The 20,749-nt window shown below is 71.0% G+C and carries 16 protein-coding genes; 8 read left to right on the top strand and 8 right to left on the bottom strand.

All coding sequences use genetic code 11. The features are described from left to right. The first annotated feature begins 742 nt into the window (after positions 1 to 742). The 4 genes from ABZ464_RS25260 (at position 743) to ABZ464_RS25245 (ending at position 5,456) form a co-directional block, all read left to right on the top strand. Positions 743 to 1,594 (top strand): fumarylacetoacetate hydrolase family protein, encoded by an 852-nt coding sequence (locus ABZ464_RS25260; protein WP_359280004.1) that lies wholly within the window; start codon positions 743 to 745, stop codon positions 1,592 to 1,594. A 10-nt stretch (positions 1,595 to 1,604) separates the two neighbouring features. After that, positions 1,605 to 2,942: an L-fuconate dehydratase gene (locus tag ABZ464_RS25255; RefSeq protein ID WP_359280003.1), complete on the top strand. Its 1,338-nt coding sequence runs from the start codon at positions 1,605 to 1,607 to the stop codon at positions 2,940 to 2,942. Beyond that, a complete protein-coding gene (locus ABZ464_RS25250) occupies positions 2,942 to 3,697 on the top strand; it encodes an SDR family oxidoreductase (RefSeq protein ID WP_359280001.1) in 756 nt (251 codons plus the stop codon). Before ABZ464_RS25255 ends, ABZ464_RS25250 begins: the two co-directional genes overlap by 1 nt. A gap of 1,168 nt (positions 3,698 to 4,865) precedes the next feature. Beyond that, on the top strand, positions 4,866 to 5,456 hold the full coding sequence (locus tag ABZ464_RS25245) for a DUF2238 domain-containing protein (RefSeq protein WP_359280036.1): 591 nt from the start codon (positions 4,866 to 4,868) through the stop codon (positions 5,454 to 5,456). Positions 5,457 to 5,459: 3 nt separating this feature from the next. Here ABZ464_RS25245 and ABZ464_RS25240 read toward each other — a convergent pair whose 3' ends face one another. The 7 genes from ABZ464_RS25240 to ABZ464_RS25210 form a co-directional block, all read right to left on the bottom strand. After that, the gene (locus ABZ464_RS25240) at positions 5,460 to 5,963 is read right to left on the bottom strand and encodes an SRPBCC domain-containing protein (protein WP_359280000.1); all 504 of its coding nucleotides are present in this window, start codon (positions 5,961 to 5,963) and stop codon (positions 5,460 to 5,462) included. Between the two features lie 421 nt (positions 5,964 to 6,384). Beyond that, the gene (locus tag ABZ464_RS25235) at positions 6,385 to 7,863 is read right to left on the bottom strand and encodes an aldehyde dehydrogenase family protein (RefSeq protein ID WP_359279998.1); all 1,479 of its coding nucleotides are present in this window, start codon (positions 7,861 to 7,863) and stop codon (positions 6,385 to 6,387) included. Between the two features lie 58 nt (positions 7,864 to 7,921). Then, the gene (locus tag ABZ464_RS25230; RefSeq protein ID WP_359279996.1) at positions 7,922 to 8,935 is read right to left on the bottom strand and encodes an ABC transporter ATP-binding protein; all 1,014 of its coding nucleotides are present in this window, start codon (positions 8,933 to 8,935) and stop codon (positions 7,922 to 7,924) included. Beyond that, positions 8,928 to 10,823: a dipeptide/oligopeptide/nickel ABC transporter permease/ATP-binding protein gene (locus ABZ464_RS25225; RefSeq protein ID WP_359279994.1), complete on the bottom strand. Its 1,896-nt coding sequence runs from the start codon at positions 10,821 to 10,823 to the stop codon at positions 8,928 to 8,930. The genes ABZ464_RS25230 and ABZ464_RS25225 overlap by 8 nt, the downstream gene beginning before the upstream one ends. Next, positions 10,820 to 11,758 (bottom strand): ABC transporter permease, encoded by a 939-nt coding sequence (locus ABZ464_RS25220; RefSeq protein ID WP_359279993.1) that lies wholly within the window; start codon positions 11,756 to 11,758, stop codon positions 10,820 to 10,822. Before ABZ464_RS25220 ends, ABZ464_RS25225 begins: the two co-directional genes overlap by 4 nt. Positions 11,759 to 11,790: 32 nt before the next feature. After that, positions 11,791 to 13,392: an ABC transporter substrate-binding protein gene (locus ABZ464_RS25215; protein WP_359279992.1), complete on the bottom strand. Its 1,602-nt coding sequence runs from the start codon at positions 13,390 to 13,392 to the stop codon at positions 11,791 to 11,793. Positions 13,393 to 13,822: 430 nt separating this feature from the next. Then, positions 13,823 to 14,626: an IclR family transcriptional regulator gene (locus ABZ464_RS25210; protein WP_359279990.1), complete on the bottom strand. Its 804-nt coding sequence runs from the start codon at positions 14,624 to 14,626 to the stop codon at positions 13,823 to 13,825. A 200-nt stretch (positions 14,627 to 14,826) separates the two neighbouring features. On the opposite strand from ABZ464_RS25210, the gene ABZ464_RS25205 reads away from it, so the two are divergent. The 4 genes from ABZ464_RS25205 (at position 14,827) to ABZ464_RS25190 (ending at position 18,853) form a co-directional block, all read left to right on the top strand. Then, positions 14,827 to 15,651, top strand: coding sequence for an alpha/beta hydrolase-fold protein (locus ABZ464_RS25205; protein ID WP_359279988.1), 825 nt, complete (start codon positions 14,827 to 14,829; stop codon positions 15,649 to 15,651). Positions 15,652 to 15,714: 63 nt separating this feature from the next. After that, positions 15,715 to 17,250: a carboxylesterase family protein gene (locus tag ABZ464_RS25200; protein ID WP_359279986.1), complete on the top strand. Its 1,536-nt coding sequence runs from the start codon at positions 15,715 to 15,717 to the stop codon at positions 17,248 to 17,250. A 35-nt stretch (positions 17,251 to 17,285) separates the two neighbouring features. Beyond that, positions 17,286 to 17,876, top strand: a complete 591-nt coding sequence (locus ABZ464_RS25195) for a carboxymuconolactone decarboxylase family protein (protein ID WP_359279984.1) — start codon at positions 17,286 to 17,288, stop codon at positions 17,874 to 17,876. A gap of 44 nt (positions 17,877 to 17,920) precedes the next feature. Next, a complete protein-coding gene (locus ABZ464_RS25190; RefSeq protein ID WP_359279982.1) occupies positions 17,921 to 18,853 on the top strand; it encodes an aldo/keto reductase in 933 nt (310 codons plus the stop codon). A 13-nt stretch (positions 18,854 to 18,866) separates the two neighbouring features. Here the strand turns inward: ABZ464_RS25190 and ABZ464_RS25185 are convergent, their stop codons facing one another. Beyond that, positions 18,867 to 20,435, bottom strand: coding sequence for a hypothetical protein (locus ABZ464_RS25185; protein ID WP_359279981.1), 1,569 nt, complete (start codon positions 20,433 to 20,435; stop codon positions 18,867 to 18,869). Positions 20,436 to 20,749 lie beyond the last annotated feature (314 nt).

The following is a 20,749-nucleotide window of genomic DNA, read 5'->3' as shown; positions in this document are numbered from 1 at the left end:
GCACGTCGGCCGGGCAGGCGCTGGTCCGGCACAGAGCATTGCGGACCGCGCCCGACGAGTACGGAAAGTGAGGGTCAGCCGGTGGCCGAGGTGACGGAGGCGGGCGGCCGCATCTTGTAGGCCGAAAGCAGGCGCCGGAAATATCCGAAGTATTCCTCCGATGTATCTCGGACGTCGAGGACGTTACGACGGCGTTGCCGAGCTTGACAAGACTCCGGTCCTCCGGAATTTCGGTACGCCGCGCCCGGGGCGACCCCGGAGCCGCGGTCAGAGGCCGCACCCTTCTGCGTGACAAGAGTTGACCTGCACTTTTTCCGCTCCATGGGTGGAGGGACGGGGATGCTTGCCGGCTCACGATTCGGCAACGGGGCGGCCGTGTCCCTCGCCCGGTGATGCCCGGTGATGCCCCGTGGCGCGGGAAGACGGGCCGTGCTCGTCGCCTCTCGTCGTGGCGCGCCGGGGTTTGACCGTTCTCCGTATTCATCGGAGGGTGGCAGGGGTGTCATCCCCTCCCGTCTGGGGAAATACCGGTCACGAAGCGCGCGGCGGCTGTTGGGCAACTCGGAGCCCGCAGATACATCCGATCTATGTGTTGTCAGCCGCGCTTCTTGGGCCTACAGTCGCGATGCCGACATTCATCCGATGACTCTTCCTTCTCGGTGACAGCTGAGGCACAGCCCATCGACGCCGCCCTGCGGCCGATTCCAGAACGAACGCCCCACCTCGGCAAGGGAGTTGCCCAGTGAAACTGCTACGAGTCGGTGCACCCGGTCAGGAGCGGCCCGCTGTCCGTACCGACGACGGCCGGCTGCTTGACCTGTCCTCGGTGGCCTCCGACATCGACGGTGCCTTCCTCGCCTCGGACGGTGTCGAGCGGGCCCGGGCCGCGGTCGCGCAGGGCACGCTGCCCGAACTGGACGCGGAAGGTCTGCGGATCGGCGCACCGGTCGCCCGCCCCGGCAAAATCGTCTGCGTCGGCCTGAACTATCGCGACCACGCGGCTGAGACGGGTGCGCCGATCCCCGCCCGTCCGGTGGTGTTCATGAAGGATCCGGGCACGGTGGTGGGTCCGTACGACGAGGTGCTGATTCCCCGAGGCTCGGTGAAGACGGACTGGGAGGTCGAACTGGCCGTCGTCATCGGCCGCCGGGCGCGTTACCTCGACGGGCCGGCCGCCGCGCGGGCGGTGATCACGGGCTACGCGGTCAGCCACGACGTCTCGGAGCGCGAGTTCCAGCTGGAGTACTCGCCGCAGTGGGACCTGGGCAAGTCCTGCGAGACCTTCAACCCCCTCGGTCCCTGGCTGGTCACCGCCGACGAGGCCGGCGACCCCCAGAACCTCGGACTGCACCTGAGTGTCAACGGTGTGAAGCGGCAGGACAGCCACACCGGCGACATGATCTTCCCGGTCGATCACCTCGTGTCGTACCTGAGCCAGTACATGGTCCTGGAGCCCGGGGACGTGATCAACACCGGTACGCCCGCGGGCGTCGCCCTGGGCCTGCCCGGCACCCCCTTCCTGCGTGCCGGTGACACCGTCGAGCTGTCCGTGGACGGGCTGGGCGACCAGCGCCAGATCTTCGGCCAAGCGTGAAAGGCACCCCGTGACTGCAACCTCCGCCCGGATCGTCGCGGTGGACACCTGTGACGTCCGTTTCCCGACCTCACGGGAGCTGGACGGCTCGGACGCGATGAACCCGGACCCCGACTACTCCGCCGCCTACGTGGTGCTGCGCACCGACGCGGGTGACGGGCTGGAAGGCCACGGCTTCACCTTCACCATCGGACGCGGCAACGATGTCCAGGTCGCCGCGATCGACGCACTGCGCCACCACGTGGTGGGACGTTCCGTGGCGGAGCTGTGCGCCGACCCGGGCTCGCTCAGCCGGGACCTGACCGGGGACAGCCAGCTGCGCTGGCTGGGCCCGGAGAAGGGCGTGATGCACATGGCGATCGGCGCCGTCGTGAACGCCGTGTGGGACCTCGCGGCCAAGCGGGAGGGCAAGCCGCTGTGGCAGCTGCTCGCCCACGCCTCACCGGAGTGGCTGGTCTCCCAGGTCGACTTCCGCTACATCGCCGACGCCCTCACCCCCGCCGACGCCCTCGCCCTTCTGCGCGAGGGCCGTACGGGCCTCGCGCAGCGGGAGACGGTCCTGCGGGAGCGCGGCTACCCCGGCTACACCACGTCCCCGGGCTGGCTCGGCTACTCCGACGACAAGCTCACCCGGCTGGCCAAGCAGGCCGTCGCCGACGGCTTCACCCAGATCAAGCTCAAGGTCGGTGCCGACCTCGACGACGACATCCGACGGCTGCGCACCGCCCGTACGGCCGTGGGCGAGGGCATCCGGATCGCCATCGACGCCAACCAGCGCTGGAACGTCGACGAGGCGATCGAGTGGACCAACGCCCTCGCGGAGTTCGCCCCGTACTGGATCGAGGAACCCACCAGCCCCGACGACGTTCTCGGCCACGCGACCGTACGCCGGGCGGTGGCGCCGGTGAAGGTCGCCACCGGCGAACACGTGCAGAACCGCATCGTCTTCAAGCAGCTCCTGCAGGCCGACGCCCTCGACGTCCTCCAGATCGACGCCGCCCGGGTCGGCGGGGTCAACGAGAACCTCGCGATCCTGCTCCTCGCCGCCAAGTTCGGGGTGCCGGTGTGCCCGCACGCCGGCGGAGTCGGGCTGTGCGAACTGGTGCAGCACCTGTCGATGTTCGACTACCTGGCGCTCTCCGGCACCACCGAGGACCGGGTCATCGAGTACGTCGACCATCTGCACGACCATTTCGTGGACCCGGTGGTGATCCGCGACGGGCACTACGTCACACCGCTCGCGCCGGGCTTCTCCTCGACCATGCGGGCGGAGTCCATCGCCGAGTTCCGCTTCCCGGACGGAGCGTTCTGGGTCGCCGACCGCGCCGCACAGGAGGCCGTGACGTGATGGGTGCGTCCGGTCTCAAGGCCCTGGTCACCGGTGGCGCGTCCGGTATCGGACTGGCCGCCGCCCGCGCGCTGGCCACGCAGGGCGCGGCCGTCGCCGTGCTCGACCTCGACCCGGACGGCGTGCCCGAGCCGCTACTCACCGTCAAGGCCGACGTCGGCGACGACGCCTCGGTGCGTGCCGCCGTGGAAGCCGCCGCCCAGCAGCTCGGCGGCATCGACATTCTCGTCAACAACGCCGGCATCGGCGCCATCGGTACCGTCGAGGACAACTCCGACGAGCAGTGGCAGCGCGTTCTGGACGTCAACGTCGTCGGCATGGTCCGCACCACCCGGGCGGCCCTGCCCCACCTGCGCCGGTCCGCGCACGCGTCCGTCGTCAACACCTGCTCCATCGCGGCCACCGCAGGACTCCCGCAGCGCGCGCTGTACTCCGCCAGCAAAGGCGCCGTCCTGTCGCTGACCCTGGCCATGGCCGCCGACCACGTCCGTGAGGGCATCCGCGTCAACTGCGTCAACCCCGGCACCGCCGACACGCCCTGGGTGGCCCGGCTGCTGGACGCCGCGGAAGATCCCGAGGCCGAGCGCGCCGCCCTGAACGCCCGCCAGCCGCTGGGCCGGCTGGTCACCGCCGACGAGGTGGCGGCCGCCATCGTCTACCTCGCGAGCCCCGCCGCGGCATCCGTCACCGGCACCGCGCTCGCCGTGGACGGCGGCATGCAGGGACTCCGGCTGCGACCGGACGCCAAGCCGTGAGGACGACGACGCTGGGCGCGGGCGCGGGCACGGTCGCGTCGAGGTCACACAACTGGCACGTTCTCGCCGTGCGAACGGCCCGTCGCCCGGGCCACCAGCGCACTTTCTGCGACGGCGGTCGCGACGAAGTCGTCGAGCGTACCGACGCCGGCCATGACGGCGCCGAGCCGCCGGATGTCGGACCCCGGGTCGCTGTGGTCCTCGTTCCACCGCGCACCCGGACGACATCTGCACGACGTGCCGGATGGACACGCCGTCGTACGCGGAGCCGGGGGCCGCACCAAGAAGGCGGCTGGGTCGCCGTCATGACGGACCGTCACGTGTTCACCGGATTTCGCTACGAGTCCATGCGCGCGACCCTCGGAATCCGGCGCGTCGGCAGTACAGCGAAAGCGCCACGCTCTGTCCTCACCGCGGAGATCCGGGCCCCGGACGGGTGAGCCGGGGTGGCGGTGGCGTGCGGTACAGGGCGGGATTCGCGCCGCTTGGGGTGCGAGTCGGGCGTCCTATCAGGGTGTCCGATGCTGCTGATCACGGGCAGGTACCAGGTCATCGGGGGCCGGTCGGAAGGGGATACCGGTGCACTTCACCCTCGACGGGCCCGCCGAGTGGGAGCTGGTGGTTCCCGGGCCGCACACGGTCAGGAGACGCACTTCCAGCGCGGCGGCCCCGAGGTGAGCCGGCCACTGAAGTTCGCGCGCCAGGCCCGCGACGAACTGGTGCGGTGGATCGGGTTCACCGGCGCGGCCCAGGACAAGCGCTGCATCGCCTTGGCCGGCGAGGGCACACCCCGGCACGAGCGGCAGCGTGATCGTCGTCGCCGCACCACTGGTGCAGACGACCCTCAACCACGGTGAAGATGCCCCACCCGCCCGAGGACCTGGCCTTCCACGAGGGCTGAGCGAGGGACCCCGGCCAGGGCCGGGGCGCAGCCGCGTAGGTAGCTCTCCCAACGCCTCACGGCGCGATGAGTAGGCGTACTCATGCCGCCGATCCGCGACCCGTCCGAGGATGGTGACACCCCAGACACCAGGAGCCGACAATGTCCCCACTCCACTCGTTCGCCGGCCCGTCGTCGGACGCACCACCGGTCACCGGCTGGACGGGCGCTCGCCGCGCAGGCAGTCGGCTGCCCGCCGTCCTCGTGGCCGTCGTCGGTGTCGCGCTGATGGCGTCGGCGTGGGGCGCCAAGGACCCCACCACCTGGGTGCTGGAGACGGTGTGGGTGATGGTGGGTCTGCCGCTGACGCTCCTGCTGCGCAAGCGGTTCCCGCTCAGCGAACTGCTGTGCTGCCTGCTGGCCGTGCACGCCTTGGTCCTCGTCGTGGGCGGGCACTACACGTATGCGGAGGTGCCCGCAGGTGAGTGGGTGCGCGACTGGTTGGGACTGGAGCGCAACCCCTACGACCGCTTCGGTCACCTCATGCAGGGATTCGTCCCGGCGATCCTGGTGCGGGAACTCCTCATCCGCACCTCACCCTTGCGCGGCAGCCGTTGGCTCGCCCCGCTGACTGTCTGCGCCTGCCTCGCCTTCAGCGCGGTCTTCGAGATGCTGGAGTGGGCGGCGGCCGTGACGGGAGGACAGGCGGCCGACGCGTTCCTCGCCACTCAGGGCGACGTGTGGGACACCCAGTGGGACATGTTCTGCGCACTGATCGGCGCCACGTGCTCGCTGCTGCTCCTCAGCCGTGTACACGACGGCAGCCTCACCCGCCTTGAGCGTACGACCTTGAATCCGGCCGGTTCCTCATCGTCCTGAGGGTCAGGTCCTGGGCTTGAGCGTGCTGCCGGGCAGGAGTCTGCCATCCTCGTCCAGATCGTTCAGCACGGCGGAGAGGCCGACGCGCAGCATCTTCCGCCGGACGTGCCCCAGGATCTGGGTCATCAGGAGCCGACCCGCACCGGTGAAGCCCGTGTGGTCGTAGGTGAAGCGCGTTCCCGTGCCATGAGCTTCGACGCGGTAGGCCACCTCGGTGGTCTCACCGCCGCCGTGGTCGGTCCACGAGTAGCGCAGCAGCCGGGGCTCGTCCACCTCCAGTACGACGCAGTCGACGATGCCGCTCCACCCGGGCTTGGGCCTGGCGATGAACCGGAACCGGGCACCGACGGTGGTGGTGAACCCTTCCGGGCGTGCCCCGGCCCCGGTGGCGGTCCATAACGGTATGAGCCGGGGGTCGGTGACGGCGTGCCAGACCTTGAACCGCAGATCGCGGCAACTGCCCTGCTCGGACTGTGGTCCATCCAGTTCCGAAGCCTTGGGAAACATCTGGACGGAGACCGCACCCCGACACAGATTCACGAGGCGGTGACCGCAGACGTCCGCCGCGCGGCCAAGCTCATCGAAACCGGCCTGACCTCATAGCGGCCGCGCGAGCCCAGAGACCGGTGGCCGGATTCCCGTGGCGTTCCTGACGTTCTCTCGTGTGCCTTCGTGCTCTTTCGTGTTCCTCCGCTCCTTTCCTCCGCTCCTTGGGCCCGCAGACTGCGGGAAGGGAGATGGAAACAGGATCGCCGTCCCCGGGCTGGACTGGTCACAGAACCAGGCATGGTGTCAGACTTTTCAGTCCTGGGCCTTCCAGCAGGCCGGCGTGAAGAGTCTCGCGCCCGGCCTCCAGCCGCCCACCCCCCCCATGTGCCGGAGCCGGTGCTCGGCACATGGGGTAAGCCTTGTCGGACGTTGACCGGTCTCATCCGGCGTTGATCACCACCGCCTTCACCTGCGTCCAGTCCTCCAGGTAGTCGGGGCCCATGGAGCGGCCGAAGCCGCTGTGCTTGTAGCCGCCGAAGGGTGTGCCGATCGACCCGTTCGGTCCGCCGTCGCCGACCGTGTTGACGGCGACCTGACCGGCCTGGACCCGCCGGGCCAGGCGGACGGCGCGGCCGATGTCCTGGGTCCACACAGTGGCGGTCAGGCCGTATCGGGTGCCGTTGGCGATGGCGACGGCCTCCTCCTCGTCCTCGTAGGTCAGCACGGACAGCACCGGACCGAAGATCTCCTCCTGGGCGATGCGCATCCCGGGGCTGACCCGGTCGAAGAGGGTCGGCTCGACGAAGTACCCGCCGTCGTACGGCTCACCGGTCAACTTCCCACCGCCCACGACCACTTCGGCGCCCTCCTCCCGCCCGACGGCCAGGTAGTCCAGCACCCGCTTCTCCTGCCGGGCGTTGATCAGCGGTCCCATGTCGACGGCCTGGTCCCACAGTCCGACGCGCACGGCACGGAAGGACTCCGCGACCTCCGCCACCAGCCGGTCGTGGAGCGAGGAGTGCACGAGGACGCGCGAGCCGGCCGCGCAGACCTGGCCGCTGTTCATGACGATGCTGCGGACGATCGCCGGGACGGCCTTGGTGAGATCGGCGTCGGGCAGCACGATCTGCGGCGACTTCCCGCCCAACTCCAGTTGCAGCGGTATGAGGTTGCGGGCGCAGGCCTCCATCACGGCGGTGCCGGTGGCGGGGGAGCCGGTGAAGCTCATCTTGCGGATGCCGGGGTGCTCGGGCAGGGCGGCGCCCGCCTCGGAGCCGTATCCGGTGACGACGTTGAGGACGCCGGGCGGGATGCCCGCCTCCTGCGCCAGCCGGCACAGGTAGAGGGCGGTGAGCGGGGCGTCCTCGGCGGGCTTGAGGACGACGGTGTTGCCGGCGGCGATCGGGGCGGCGGTGTTGAACACGGTCATCGGGCCCGGCGCGTTCCACGGGATGATCGCGCCGATCACGCCGTACGGCTCGCGCAGCGTCAGTCCCAGGACGTCCGGCGAGCGGGTGGGCAGGGTGTCGCCGAAGACCTTGTCGGCCTTGCCGGCGAGGTAGGTCAGCCGGGCGGCGATGGGGGAGGGGCCGACGGGGTGGCCGACCTCGATCGCTTCCAGCCGGTTGATGTCGTCGTCGTGTTCGCGCACCAACTCGGCCCAGCGGTAAAGGAGTTCGCCGCGAGTGGCGGGGCTGGTGTCGCGCCAGGCGGGCAGAGCGGCCTCGGCGGCGCGTACGGCGTCGTCGATGTCCTCGGCGGTGCCGCGCGGGACGCGGGCGATCAACGCGCCGGTGGCCGGGTTCACGACGTCGATGGTGGCCTGGGAACGGGCGGGGACCCACTCGCCGCCGACGAGGTGCGTGGCGTCGGGAAGCAGCTCGGCGACGTCGAGCGGGGCGGGGGCGGTGGTGGTCATCGTGCTCCTTGTGAGCGTAGTGATGCGGGAGGAGACGGGGAGAGGGGGCGTCGTGCGGTCAGGCGGCCGTCGGCCGTCCGCCGGTCAGGGCCGTGCCCGCCAGGAGTTCGTCGCGTCGGTGACAGGCCACGGCGACGCCGTCACGGTCGACGAGTTCGGGCCGGGAGGTCCAGCAGTCCTCCTGCGCGAACGGGCAGCGGGGAGCGAAGGCGCAGCCCTGACCGGTACGGCCCGACGCCGGGGCGGAGGCCGGGGCGTGCCGCCGCTCGGCCCTGCGCCGGCGCTGGACCACCGGATCCGGGACCGGTGCCGCGGCGAGCAGCGCCCTGGTGTACGGGTGGACCGGAGAGCCGGCCACCAGGGCCGCAGGACCGCTCTCGACCACACGCCCGGCATACAGCACGACGATGGAGTCGCTGAGGTAGCGCACCACGGCCAGGTCGTGCGAGATGAACAGGTAACTCAGGCCACGGGTCTGCTTGAGGCGGGCGAGCAGGTTGAGGACCTGGGCCTGCACCGACAGATCCAGCGCGCTGACGGCCTCGTCGCACACGACGAAGTCGGGCTCCATCACCAACGCCCTCGCGATGGCGATGCGTTGGCGCTGCCCGCCGGAGAAGGCCCCCGGATGGCGGCGGGCCGCGCCGGGCGGCAGCCCGACGTCGTCGAGGGCGCGCAGGATCCGCTGCTTGATCTCGTCCGCGGGCAGGGCGAGGTTGTACCGCAGGGCCTCGGCGAGGGTGTCGCCCACGGTGTGGGCCGGGTTCATGGACCCGTACGGGTCCTGGAAGACCACCTGCATCCGGCGGGCGAGCATACGGCGGTCCGCGCGGGAGCTGTGCGTGATGTCGGTTCCGTCGAACTTCACCGTGCCGCCGGTCGCGGGCACGAGCCCGAGCACCGCCGAGCCGATGGTCGACTTGCCGGATCCGGACTCGCCCACCAGGCCGACGGTCTCGCCGCGGCCCACCGTCAGGTCGACGCCCCGGGCGGCGTGGACGTCGCCGCCGCGGCGGCGCGAGCGGTGGTAGGAGACGGTCAGGCCGCGCACCTCCAACAGGGAGTCACTCATGGGCTGCTCCTCCGATCGGTTCGAGCGGCCGTAGGCACCGCGTGGACCGCTCCAGCTCGGTCAGATGGGAGATGACCACGGGTTTCGTCCTGCACTCCTCGGTCACGCGCGGACAGCGGTTCTGGAAGTGACAGCCGACCGGCCACTTCGACGGCGTGGGTACGGCGCCCTCGACGGCGGGCAGCGGCTCGCCCGGCACGGCGTGGTGCGGGTCGGACTTCAGCAGCCCGGCCGTGTAGGGGTGGGCCGGCGCGGTGACCAGGTCGGTCACCTCGGCCTCCTCGACGACCTCGCCGGCGTACATCACGACGGCCCGGTCGCACAGGTCGGCCAGGACGCCCCAGTCGTGGGTGATGAGGATGACGGCGGTGCCGCCGGCCTGGAGCTCCCGCAGCAGATCGAGGATCTCCGCCTGCACGGTGACGTCGAGAGCGGTCGTCGGCTCGTCGGCGATCACCAGGGCCGGGTCACCGGCCAACGCGGCCGCGATGCCCACCCGTTGGGCCATGCCACCGGACAGCTGGTGGGGGTAGCTGCCCGCGACCCGGGCCGGATCCGGCAGCCGTACCCTCTCGAACAGCTCCAGCACCCGCTGCCGCGCCTCCTTGCGGGAGCAGCCGGTGTGGACGCGGACGGCTTCCGCGACCTGGGCTCCGGCGGTGAAGGACGGGTCGAGGCCGGCGATGGGGTCCTGGGAGATCCATCCGATACGACGGCCCCGCACCCGGCGCAGGGTCGCCGCGTCGGCGCGGGCGAGGTCCGTGCCCTCGAAGGCGATACGGCCCGCCGAGATCTCGCCGCCCGCCGGGAGCATCCCGAGCACGGAGGTCGCGGTGATCGTCTTGCCGCAGCCGGTCTCGCCGACGATGCCCAGCACCTCACCGGAGCGCAGGTCGAAGGAGACCTCGCGGATGACGTCGGTCGGAACGCCCTCGACGGGCAGCGTCACGGTCAGGCCGCGCACCGACAACAGCGCGTCGGCGACGGGCTCTTCGACCTCCCGGGCCCTGCGGACGGCGGGGACCTTCGCCGGCGCGGCCGCCTTGGCGCGGCGGCGGGACGGAGGCCTGTCGGCCGGCGGCGCGTACCGTTCGGCCAGCGTGTCGCGCAGGCCGTCGGCGATCAGGCCCAGCGCCAGGATGAAGCTGATGATCATGAAGCCGGAGGGCACCAGGAGCCACGGATCGGTGCCGAGGTTCTTCGAGGCCTCGGCGACCATGCTGCCCCAGCTCGCCTCGGTGGTCCCCACACCGAGGAAACCGAGCCCCGTCTCGAGCAGCACGGCGTACGCGCCGTACACGGACGCCTGGACGAGGACGACACCGGTGACGCGCGGCAGGACGTGCCGACGGATGATCACCCGGTCACGGATGCCACTGGCGACGGCGGCACGGACGTAGAGCTCCTCCTTCACGCCGAGGGTGGCCGACCGGACGACCCGGGCCAGCAGAGGTGCGCCCAGCAGGCCGTTGGCCACCATGGCGGCACTCTCGTCGTTCATGAAGACCGAGAGGACCACCAGCAGCACGATGATGACGGGGACGGCGGAGATCAGGTCGGCGCTCTTGAGGACCAGCCGGTCGAACCAGCCGCCCCGGTATCCGGCGACCATGCCGGCCGGGACACCGAGCGTCAGATACACGGCGAGGGTGATGACCACGCCGAGCAGGGTGATCTGCCCGCCGTGCATCAGCCGGCTGAGGACGTCCCGGCCCAGCTCGCCGGTGCCCAGCCAGTGGGAGCCGCTCGGGCCTTGGAGTGCGGCGGTCAGGTCCTGCTCGTCGGGGTCGTACGGAGCGAGCCAGCCGGCCAGCAGAGTGACGAGGATGACGAGGGCGAGGTAGCAGGCGGAGACGAAGGCCGCCTGTTTGCGGACGAAGCCCTTCATGTCCGCACCTTCGGGTTGAGCATCGTGTACACCACTTCGATCAGCAGGTTGATCAGCATGACGGTGACGGTGAAGACGAGGGCGACACCCTGGACCATGGGGATGTCCTGGGTGGAGGCGGCGGTCACGGCCAGCCCGCCCAACCCCGGCATCACGAACAGCGTTTCGGCGAGCACGGTGCCGCCGAACAGCGTCACCACGACCACGCCGAGCACCGTGACGATCGGCGCGGCCGCGTTGCGCAGCACATGCCGGAAGAGCACCGACCGCTCCGGGATGCCCCGGGCCCGCAGGACCCGGACGTACTCGCGGTTCAGCTGGTTCAGCACACCGTCCCGGGTCTGCTTGGCGACCGGTGCGGTGGCCGGTACCCCGAGGGTCAGCACCGGCAGCGCCAGTGACTCGAACCACTGCACCGGAGACTCCGTCAAGGGCACATAGCCCGAGACGGGGAAGACCGGCAGCCGCACGGCCAGCGCCGAGACGAGCACGAGCCCGAACCAGAAGTTGGGCACGGCCAGTCCGACGAGGGAGACGCCGTCCACGGCGCGCCCCAGCCGGCCGCCCTTCAGCGCGCTGACGACGCCGAGGCAGACGCCCGCCACGGCGGCGACCAGGATGGCGCCGCCGATCAGGGAGAGGGTCACCCCCAGGCGTGAGGTGAGCTGGTCGCTCACCGGCACGCCGGAGGTGATCGAGTCGCCGAGGTTCCCGTGCAGCGCGGAGGTCAGCCAGTCCCAGTAGCGCACGGGAAGGGACTGGTCGAGCCCCAGCTGCTTGTCCATCGCGGCTACTTGGGCCGGGCTGGCGTTCGCTCCCAGGATGGTGCGACCGGGGTCGCCGGGAACCAGGCTGGTCAGTACGAAGGTCAGGGCCGAGACGCCGAACACCACGGGGACGGCGCCGAGCAGCCAGCGGAAGAGGATCCTGTGCATCTCCCCTCCTTTTCCTACTTGGTGGCGTGGTTCTACTTGGTGGCGTAGAAGGCCAGCGGGCTGGCGAACGGCGCTCCGGCGCTGACCTTCACGCCGCCGATGCCGGGACGGACGTAGTAGTTGACCGGGGTGAAGGCGACCGGGGCGAACCAGGCGTTCTTGACCAGGTATTCCTGCATCTGCCGGTCGAGGCCGGCGCGCTCGGCCGGCTCGGCGGCGGCTGCCTTGTCGAACAGGCTGGTGAGCTCGGGGGAGGTGGAGCCGAAGCCGTTGAACACCTTCGAACCGGGCATGAACAGGTCCAGGCCCTCGAGGTACATCGGCTCCTCGGTGAACCCGCCCGAGACCGCCGGGTACTTGTGGTTGGTCTGGTTCTCCACGAAGGAGGTGATACTCGTGACGGCGGTGACCTTCACCTTGATGCCGACCTTCTCCAACTGCCCCGCGATGGCCTGTGCCATGGTATCGAAGCCGACGAACGTGGCCGCCAGCACCGGGAGTTCGAAGCCGTCCGGGTAACCGGCCTCCTTCAGCAGCTGCTTGGCCTTGGCGGGGTCGTAGGTGTAGTAGTCCGCCATCTCCTCCGAGTAGCCGTCACCGCCCTTGATGACGGTCTGTGTCGTCGGCGTACCGCTGGAGCCGAGCAGCGCCTTCGTCACGGCCTCCCGGTCGATGGCGTAGTTGATCGCCTGCCGGACCCGGACGTCGCCGAGCGGCTCGGACACCTCACCTTCCCGGTCGATGAGGCTCAACCCCTGCAGGATCACCGGGAGTCCGACGGTCGACATGCCCGCCGACTTGGCGGAGGCCGCGGAGGTGTAGTCGCCCTTGTAGACGTCGACCTGGCCCGTCTTCATGGCGTTGACCCCGGTCTGGCCGTTCTGCACGATCCGGATCACGATCTTCTTGTAGTGCTGCTTGGACTTGTCGTAGTAGTCCGGGTTGGCCGTGTAGGTGTAGTGGTCGCCGGCGACGCTGTCGGAGGGCTGGTAGATGTACGGTCCCGCGCCCTGGCTGGCCGTGGTCGGCGTCAGGCTCGCCGCGTCGGCCAGGCCCTTGGGGCTGATGATCTGGCCGATGCCGTAGGACTGGGTCAGCAGCGTGGGCAGGATCGGGTTGGGCTCGGCGAGCTCGATGGTCAGCGCGAGCGGGCCGGTGACGGTGATCGTCGCGTCCGTCAGGTAGTGGGCCTGGTTGCCCTGCGCCTTCTTCGCGTACTCCAGCGAGGCCTTCACCGCGTCGGCGGTCACCGCCGTCCCGTCGGCGAACTTCACGCCGGAGCGCAGGGTCACGGACAGCTCGGTGTTGCCCGTGCCGACGTACTTCCAGGATTTCGCCAGCGCCGGCTCCACCTTGCCCTCGGGGGAGAGGTAGAAGAGCGACTCGTACGACAGCATCGTGAAGTCGACGAACCCGAGGTCGAGGCTGCCCGGGTTCAGGGTGGGCGGCGCCTGCTGCTCGGCGACGGTCAGGGTGTCACCGGGCACCGCCCTGCCGGTGCTCTCGGCGCCTGCCGTGCCCGTGCCGCCGCCGCAGGCGGCCACGGTGAGGGAGAGCCCGGCGCACAGGGCGGCGAGGGCGGCCCGGCGTGTTCTCGCGAGGGGCCGGTGGGATGTGGAGACGAGGGTGTGCATGTCTTCTCCTTGCGCCACGGGAAGTCCGCCACGGCGGCGGAGACCGGGATGAACGGGAAGGGAACCCCTGTGGGCGGCGTACGTCGCGGAGGGACCGCTGCGCGCTGGGGCGGCGGTGTGCAATGAGCGGCGACGAACCGGAGGTGCTCCCGCTGCTCGCGAGGATCGTGCACGGGTGGTGCCTCGTCGGGGGCTGGCCGACGAGTCCGGGCGGGTGTCTCGAGCGACACCGGCGGCCCGGTGCTGTAACCCTGCGGAAACAGGCCCGGGTTGTCTACCTGCCGTACAAGACGAACAGGGCGACAGACGCGCACGATAAGCGTGCACGTCACGCAAGGATTCCCCGTCCGGCGAGGGCGCCGAAGGCGGCCGGGAACGCCGAAGACCCCGGTCTCCCGGGGCCTTCGGCGCCTTCGGCGGACGGGCGGGTTCAGCCCAGCAGGCCGTGCAACGCGTCCGCCGTGGCCCGCACGCCGTCGGCCAGGTCCAGCAGCGTGTCGCGGCTCTCCAGGAAGGCGATCGTCGAGACGTTGACCGCGCCGACGACGGAGCCCTTGGCGTTGCGGACCGGTGCGGCGAGGCAGCGCACACCGGGTTCGTTCTCCTCGTCCTCGAGGGCGAAACCCTGATCGCGTACCCGGGCGAGTTCCGTGCGCAGCGCGGCGAGGTCGGTGAGGGAGTTCTCCGTCCGGGCGGGCGTGCCCACCCGGTCCATGAGCGCGGTGAGTTCCCCGTCGTCCAGACCGGCCAGCACGCACTTGCCGATCGCCGTCGTGTGCAGCGGCAGCTGCATGCCCACGCGGGTGGAGTCCTGCACCGCGTTCGGACCGGCCACCTTGACCAGCAGGGTGACCGCGTCGCCGGTGCGCACGCCCATCTGCACCGTGTGGCCGACGCGCCGGCCCAGTACCTCCAGCTCGGCGCGCATCACCTGGTCCTCCTCGCAGCCCTGCGTGACCCGCGCGGCGAGCGCGCGCAGGCGCGGCCCCGGGCTGTAGCTGCCGGCGCCGTCGGAGGCCAGGTACGACGTGCCCACCAGGTTCTGCAGGATGCGGTGCGCACTGGCCTTGGGCACCCCGGCGGCCGCGGCGATGTCGCCGAGGCGGTGCGGGTAGCCGGGCGCGGCGGCGGCCTCCAGCAGGTTCAGTGCTTTGTCGGTCGCGTTGCCGGCGAGGGAGCTGCGCCCGCCGCGGCCCCGCGTCTGAGACTCCTCTGAAGTTTCGATCCCGGCCATTGACAGGCTCCTGTCGCACGGTTTCACTGATGAGCGTTCCACCTAAAGATACACCATTCCGCGTAATGAAACGCCCGGGTGGGTTGGGCCGGAGGGCTGCCGGCGCCGCCTCGGAGGTCCCGGGCCGCGCGTGAGAACCCACCGAGAGGAACCACACCGTGGTGCAGAAGGTTCACCAGGTAAGCACGACCCCGGAACAGATGGCAGAGATCGAACAGCAGTGGATCGACCCGGTCCAGGACGACCAGGAGCTGACCACGTTCCGGCTCTACCCGCAGCCCTCGCGCGGCAGCGCGGACGCCCAGGGCAACTACCAGCTCTACCTCCCTCCGCAGTACGAGACCGAGCCGGAACGGCGCTTCCCCGTCATCTACTGGCTGCACGGCGGGTTCGGCAACTCCCGCCAGGGTTCCGAAATGGTTGCGCGCATCGACAAGGCCGTCCGTGCTGAGGTGATCCCTCCGACGATCGTCGTGCTGCCGCACATCCTGCCGATCGGCTGGTACGTCGACTCCAAGGACGGCGCCCGCCCGCTCGCCCAGATCACCGCCTTCGACCTGGTCCAGCACGTCGACGAGACGTACCGGACCATTCCCGAGGCGTCCGCCCGCACGATCGAGGGCTTCTCCATGGGCGGCTTCGGCGCCCTCCACCTCGGCCTGAAGTACCCGAAGATCTTCGGCAGGGTGTCGGCCATCGCCCCCGCCATCCTGCGCGACCTCAAGGACGAGCCCGAGGACCGCGTCAACAACACCTACTTCGGCGACCAGGAGTACTACGACCTCTGCCACCCCTGGAGCCTGGTCCTCGCCAACGCCCCCGAACTGCGCCGCACCAGCCAGGTCCGGCTGCTCTCCGGCCGCCTCGACACCCGCCTCGCGCCCACCATCCGCGACCTGGACACCCGCTTCACCGAACTCGACGTCCCGCACGACTTCTTCGAGTTCCCGGACGCCGACCACGAGTACCCCGAGATCATCGACGGCTACGGCGACAAGTACTACGCCTGGTGGCGCACGGCCTGACCCGCCGTCGGCCGGCCTGCCGCTCCTGGTACCCGCACCGGAACCACTGACAGGAACACACGCATGACCACCCCGCGCCCCCTCGCGCGCACGCAGTACGGCCAGGTCTCCGGCAGGCCCGCCCTCCTCCCCGATGTCACCGCCTACCGGGGCATCCCGTACGCGGCGAGCACCGGGGGCCCCCACCGCTGGCGGCCCCCACGCCCGCCGCAGCCCTGGGACGGCGTACGGCCCGCGACGGACTTCGCCCCGATCTGTCCGCAACCCCCGTCCGAACTCGCCGACCCGTCACTCCCGCGCGACGAGGACTGTCTCCACCTCAACATCTGGACCCCCGCAGAGCAGCCGGACGAGCGCCTCCCCGTACTGGTCTGGCTGCACGGCGGTCGCTTCCTCCACGGCAGCGGAGCCGACCCCCGGTACGACGGCTCCGGCCTCGCCGCCAAGGGCCTCGTGGTGGTCACCGTCAACAGCCGCCTCGGCGCACTGGGCTTCCTGGCCACACCGGAACTCAGCGCAGAGTCCGGCCAGGAGGCCTCCGGCAACTACGGCCTGCTCGACCAGATCGAGGCCCTGCACTGGGTGCGGCGCAACATCGCCGCGTTCGGCGGCGATCCGGGACGGGTGACCATCGCGGGGCAGTCCTCCGGAGCCGCCTCGGTGATGGACCTGGTGTACTCGCCGCTCGCCGCCGGTCTGTTCCATCGGGCGATCGCCGAAAGCGCCGTACTGCACCCGCAGGACCCGGCGATCGCCACCCTCGCCCCCTCCCACCGGAGCCTCGCGCAGGCCGAAGCCGACGGCGCGGCCTACGCCCGCGAACGCGGCGCCACCACACTCGACGCACTGCGCGCCCTCCCCGTCGAGACCCTGCTGAAGGGCAGCACTGCCGACGACCCACGCATACCCGGCACCCCACCGCCCCCGCTGTTCCGGCCGGTCGTCGACGGCCGGGTCCTGCCCCGCACCTACGCCGAGACACTGGCCGCCGGCGCCCAGAACGATGTACCCCTCCTGATCGGCAACAACCGGGACGAGAGCGGCGCGGGCCCGCAACTACGGCTGACCGTCGAGGAGTACGAGCGCGCGGCCGTACGCCGATACGGTGGCCACGCGGCGGAATTCCTCACCTTGTACCCGGCGACGACCGACGCCGAGGCGACCGCGCAGCACAACACGGCCCGCGCCGACTCCGCGCGCACCAGCACCCACCTGTGGGCGGCGGAGTGGGCCAAAGGCGCCGACAGCGACGTCTTCACCTACTTCTGGACCCGTACGCCGCCCGGCCCCGAAGGGGAGTCACGCGGCGCCTTCCACGGCTCGGAGATCCCCTACTTCCTGGGCTCCCTGCACGCCCTGGACCGACCGTGGACCGAGGAGGACCGGCACACCGCGCACCTCCTCACCGACTACGTCGCCCACTTCGCCGCCACCGGCGCTCCGGGCGGCGGACCGGGCCGGCCCGACTGGCCCGCCACTCGGGCCCATCTGCCCGAGGTCTTCGAAACCGGCCACGGCTGGGCGCCGATCCCCCTGGCCGAGCCGGCGAAGGCCGCCTTCCACCGGCGCTTCCTCACAGCGCAGACCACCGCCTGGTGATCTCACACAGAACCCCAACGGACGGAGCCGCGACCATGCGTCTGTCACCCCTGCACAAGAGCGACCTGACCCCCCGTCAAATAGAAATCCTGCACAGCACCCTGGGCCTGAGCCCCGAGGACGAGCTGCCCCCGCCCTTCTACGTCTGGGCCCGCCATCCCGAACTCGCCTACTGGGTCGAGGGACTGGGCGCGTACTGCCGCAGCCGGTCCAAGCACCCGCAGCGGCTGCGCGAACTGAGCGTGCTGATCGTCGCACGCCACTTCGACAGCCAGTCGGCCTGGAACGCCCACATCGAGCAGGCGGTCGCCGAAGGCGTGCCGGCCGAGAGCCTGGACCGGCTGGCACGTGGCGAGGACCCGAAGTTCGAGGCCCAGGACGAGCGGCTCTTCCACGCCTTCGCCCGCGAGATGCTGGAGGACCACTTCGTCTCCCAGGAGACCTACGACGCCGCGCTCGCCCTCTTCGGCGAGGACGGCCTGCTCGACCTGATCGGCTGCATCGGCAGCTTCAGCATGTCCGCCCTGATGCTCAACACGGTCCAGCTACCCCTCAGAACGTATCTACCCCGGCCCTTCCAGGAGGTCGACGGCTTTCGCCGGGTCGCGGCGGACGGCCACGCCTGATCCGCCGACGCCCCCCACCGCCCCGAAGCGAAAGGATGCCGCGGATGCCGCGCTCCCCCCTGGACCACCTCCTCGACGAACTCCCGGACCGGGAAGCGGCCGGCACCGCGGTGCGCCGGTTCATCCTCGGCGGCCCCTTCGGCGGCGAGCCGTTCGAGACCTCAGCACAGCGACTCACCCACTTCGCCGACGCCGGCGGCCTGCTGGTGGAGACCTCGCGCAGCTACGCGCGCGGCCGCGCCGAGGGCGCCGTCGGCCAGTGGCTGCGCAAGAACCCCGGCGCCCTCGGTGTGGTCACCAAGGTCGGCCACGACCTGACGGGCGAGGACATCCCGCTGAGCCCGGCCCTCGTCCGTGAGAACGTTCACGCCTCCCTGGAGAGCCTCGGCGTCGACGTCATCGACGTGCTGCTGTTCCACTGCGACGACCCCTCCAGACCGGTCGCCGAACTCGCCGACACGCTCGTGGAGTTGGTGGCGGTCGGATACGCCCGCCGGATCGGGGTGTCGAACTGGCCGGCCGAGCGTCTGTCGGCCCTGGCGCACCACCTGGCCGAACGCGGGCAGACCCCGGTGGCCAGCTACCAGTTCAGCCTCGCCGAACCAGACCCGGCCCTGATGAACGGCAACGTCCACGCCGGCGCCGACGTACTCCGTGTCGTCCGCGACCACGGCCTGCCGCTGCTGAGCTGGTCGTCCCAGGCCCGAGGCTTCTTCGCCCGCACCGGAACACGGCAGAACGACGGCCGACCGGACGCCTTCGACACCGCTGAGAACCGCCTCCGGCGCCGACGCTGCCGCGAACTGGCGGACCGGCTCGGCTCCCGCCCCGAGACCGTCGCCCTCGCCTGGACCCTGCACCACTCGGGCGTCTGGCCGTCGATCGGCCCGAAGACGACCGAGCAACTGGACCGCTCGCTGGACGCGTTGAGCCTGTCGCTGACCGACGAGCGGGTGAGATGGCTGCGGGAACTCTGAAGTCGCGGCGGCTTCACCCGGGCAGGTCGTCGGCCGGCCCGACCGGTCCGGTCTGGCCGGCGAGGGGGCAGGTGAGCGGCAGGATGCGTTCAGCCAGCTGCCCGGTGAGATGGGTGTCGCCGAGGGTGCCTTCGGTGAGCCAGTCCGCCGCCGTCAGCTGCTCCACCAGGCGCTGCAACTCGCCGTGATCCGCCGGGATCCAGGCAGCAAGGGAGCTCAGAGCGATGCCCTGGCCGTCGGGGCCGAGCCGGCCCGAGACGCTGCACTGGCTGGCCAGGGCCAGGGCGAGCAGCCAGGTGCCGGAGGTGGCCTTGGCCTTGCGAAGCTTCCTGTCCGAGACGACTCTCCGGGCCCAGCCGCTGAGCTTGGGCCGCAGCTTCTTGCCGAACGTGAACGGTCCACCACCGTCCTCGCCGGGCACCAGGGACGGGACGCTGACCGCGGTGGGGCTCTCCGGCCGGGAAGCGAGCAAGTCACCGGCCGTGCCGGGGATGACCAGCCATCCGCAGCCGGTCAGCCTCTCGACCAGGTCCTCCGGGTCGGCCAGGCCCAGCGAGGTCACGTCCTGGCCGACGAGGTTGCCGGTGCCGGCATGCGCGGTGCGCAGGGTCAGCATCAGTACCAGGAGCCGGGCGTCCGGGTCCGGCAGAGGGCTGTGGTCGGCCACGTACGCGAGGACGGAGCGCGCGTGCTCCCCCTGCCCCGGCGTCAGCAGGCGGGCGACGGCCGGCCCGTCGCTGTCCACGGTGCAGCCGGTCCGGTGCAGGTGCTGGGAGCGGGCAGCGGCGGCGGCCTGCTCGGCACGGCGTGCCTCCAGCCGCAAGCCGGTGTCGGCGGTGACGTCGGCCCAGGTGGTGAAGGCGCGGGCCTTTCGTTCGTGGAGGTCGGCGAGCAGCGCCAGGTCGGGTTCGGCGCGGCGCTGGTAGGCGCGGAACAGGTCGCCGAGTTCGACGAGTTCGTCACGCAGGACGACAGGTCGCAGATCGTGGGGAATGACCCGCTGTGCGATCTTCCTGTGCGGCTGGCGGCGCCGCGTCGGCGTGGAGCGGGGCGCCGGAACCTCCCGAGGGCCGGCCGTCGGCGGGGAAAGGTCGGAGAACTGCGGCGCGCCCGCAGCGTTGGCCGACGCGCGGTCGGCAGTGACGGGGGTGTGGGCCGCCGGGCCGGGCGAATCCGCGGGGGTGACGACCTTCGCGCCGGGCGTCGCGGCCGCGCAGCGGGCACAGCACTCCATCGCCTGCCACCAGCGACCGGCCCGGTCGGCGACCACCGCCAGGACGACAGCCCCGCCGCACCGCCAAGGCTGGCCACGCATCTGCCGGTCGTCGGGGGAGAGGTGCGTACGACAGCTCTCGATCCGGCACGCGCAGTACGCGCCGGTCCGAGGCCCCGCGGCCGCCCGCAGATGGGCCTTGAGGTGGGCGACGGCGGCCGCACGGCCGGCGGCCGCGGACGGCAGACGCTGCTCGGCACAAGAGGGGCGGCTGCACGAGACGCGTACTTCCGTACTGCCCCGGCCGACAGCGTCCAGCCGCACCGTCCACCGGCGCCCCAGCACCCGCTCATCCAGCTCACTCGCCATGGCCTCGGCCATAACCGCCCTTCCGCGCTACCGTGTCCCACTGCCCGCGCCCGCCCCCTCCCAACGGGACAGGGCTCAGACGCGGCCCTCACCGTACGCGGCAGAAGAGGCGCTGACCGGAGAACGCGCCAGGCATCGCCCGTCAGGCGTCACCGCAGGGGTGCCGAGCCACCCGTTCCGGTGATCTTCGGCGGGATGGCGCGCGGCGCACAAAGGGAGAAGCTATGACGCCTCGGAAGGCTTCCGGTCAGGGGACCGGCGATCGTGATCCGGGGAGGGGCGTATGGAAGGAGCGATGTCTGCCTCGGCTGCGG

It is taken from the genome of Streptomyces sp. NPDC005820 (assembly GCF_040630255.1).
GTDB lineage: Bacteria > Actinomycetota > Actinomycetes > Streptomycetales > Streptomycetaceae > Streptomyces.
This window is presented reverse-complemented; position numbering and strand designations above follow the sequence as displayed.

What these genes read in the sequence shown, in the direction of transcription:
- ABZ464_RS25250 (WP_359280001.1), top strand. Translation starts at nt 2,942, where the DNA reads ATGGGTGCGTCCGGTCTCAAGGCCCTGGTCACCGGTGGCGCGTCCGGT.
- ABZ464_RS25245 (WP_359280036.1), top strand. Translation starts at nt 4,866, where the DNA reads ATGGCGTCGGCGTGGGGCGCCAAGGACCCCACCACCTGGGTGCTGGAG.
- ABZ464_RS25240 (WP_359280000.1), bottom strand. Translation starts at nt 5,963, where the DNA reads ATGTTTCCCAAGGCTTCGGAACTGGATGGACCACAGTCCGAGCAGGGC.
- ABZ464_RS25235 (WP_359279998.1), bottom strand. Translation starts at nt 7,863, where the DNA reads ATGACCACCACCGCCCCCGCCCCGCTCGACGTCGCCGAGCTGCTTCCC.
- ABZ464_RS25230 (WP_359279996.1), bottom strand. Translation starts at nt 8,935, where the DNA reads ATGAGTGACTCCCTGTTGGAGGTGCGCGGCCTGACCGTCTCCTACCAC.
- ABZ464_RS25225 (WP_359279994.1), bottom strand. Translation starts at nt 10,823, where the DNA reads ATGAAGGGCTTCGTCCGCAAACAGGCGGCCTTCGTCTCCGCCTGCTAC.
- ABZ464_RS25220 (WP_359279993.1), bottom strand. Translation starts at nt 11,758, where the DNA reads ATGCACAGGATCCTCTTCCGCTGGCTGCTCGGCGCCGTCCCCGTGGTG.
- ABZ464_RS25215 (WP_359279992.1), bottom strand. Translation starts at nt 13,392, where the DNA reads ATGCACACCCTCGTCTCCACATCCCACCGGCCCCTCGCGAGAACACGC.
- ABZ464_RS25210 (WP_359279990.1), bottom strand. Translation starts at nt 14,626, where the DNA reads ATGGCCGGGATCGAAACTTCAGAGGAGTCTCAGACGCGGGGCCGCGGC.
- ABZ464_RS25205 (WP_359279988.1), top strand. Translation starts at nt 14,827, where the DNA reads ATGGCAGAGATCGAACAGCAGTGGATCGACCCGGTCCAGGACGACCAG.
- ABZ464_RS25200 (WP_359279986.1), top strand. Translation starts at nt 15,715, where the DNA reads ATGACCACCCCGCGCCCCCTCGCGCGCACGCAGTACGGCCAGGTCTCC.
- ABZ464_RS25195 (WP_359279984.1), top strand. Translation starts at nt 17,286, where the DNA reads ATGCGTCTGTCACCCCTGCACAAGAGCGACCTGACCCCCCGTCAAATA.
- ABZ464_RS25190 (WP_359279982.1), top strand. Translation starts at nt 17,921, where the DNA reads ATGCCGCGCTCCCCCCTGGACCACCTCCTCGACGAACTCCCGGACCGG.
- ABZ464_RS25185 (WP_359279981.1), bottom strand. Translation starts at nt 20,435, where the DNA reads ATGGCGAGTGAGCTGGATGAGCGGGTGCTGGGGCGCCGGTGGACGGTG.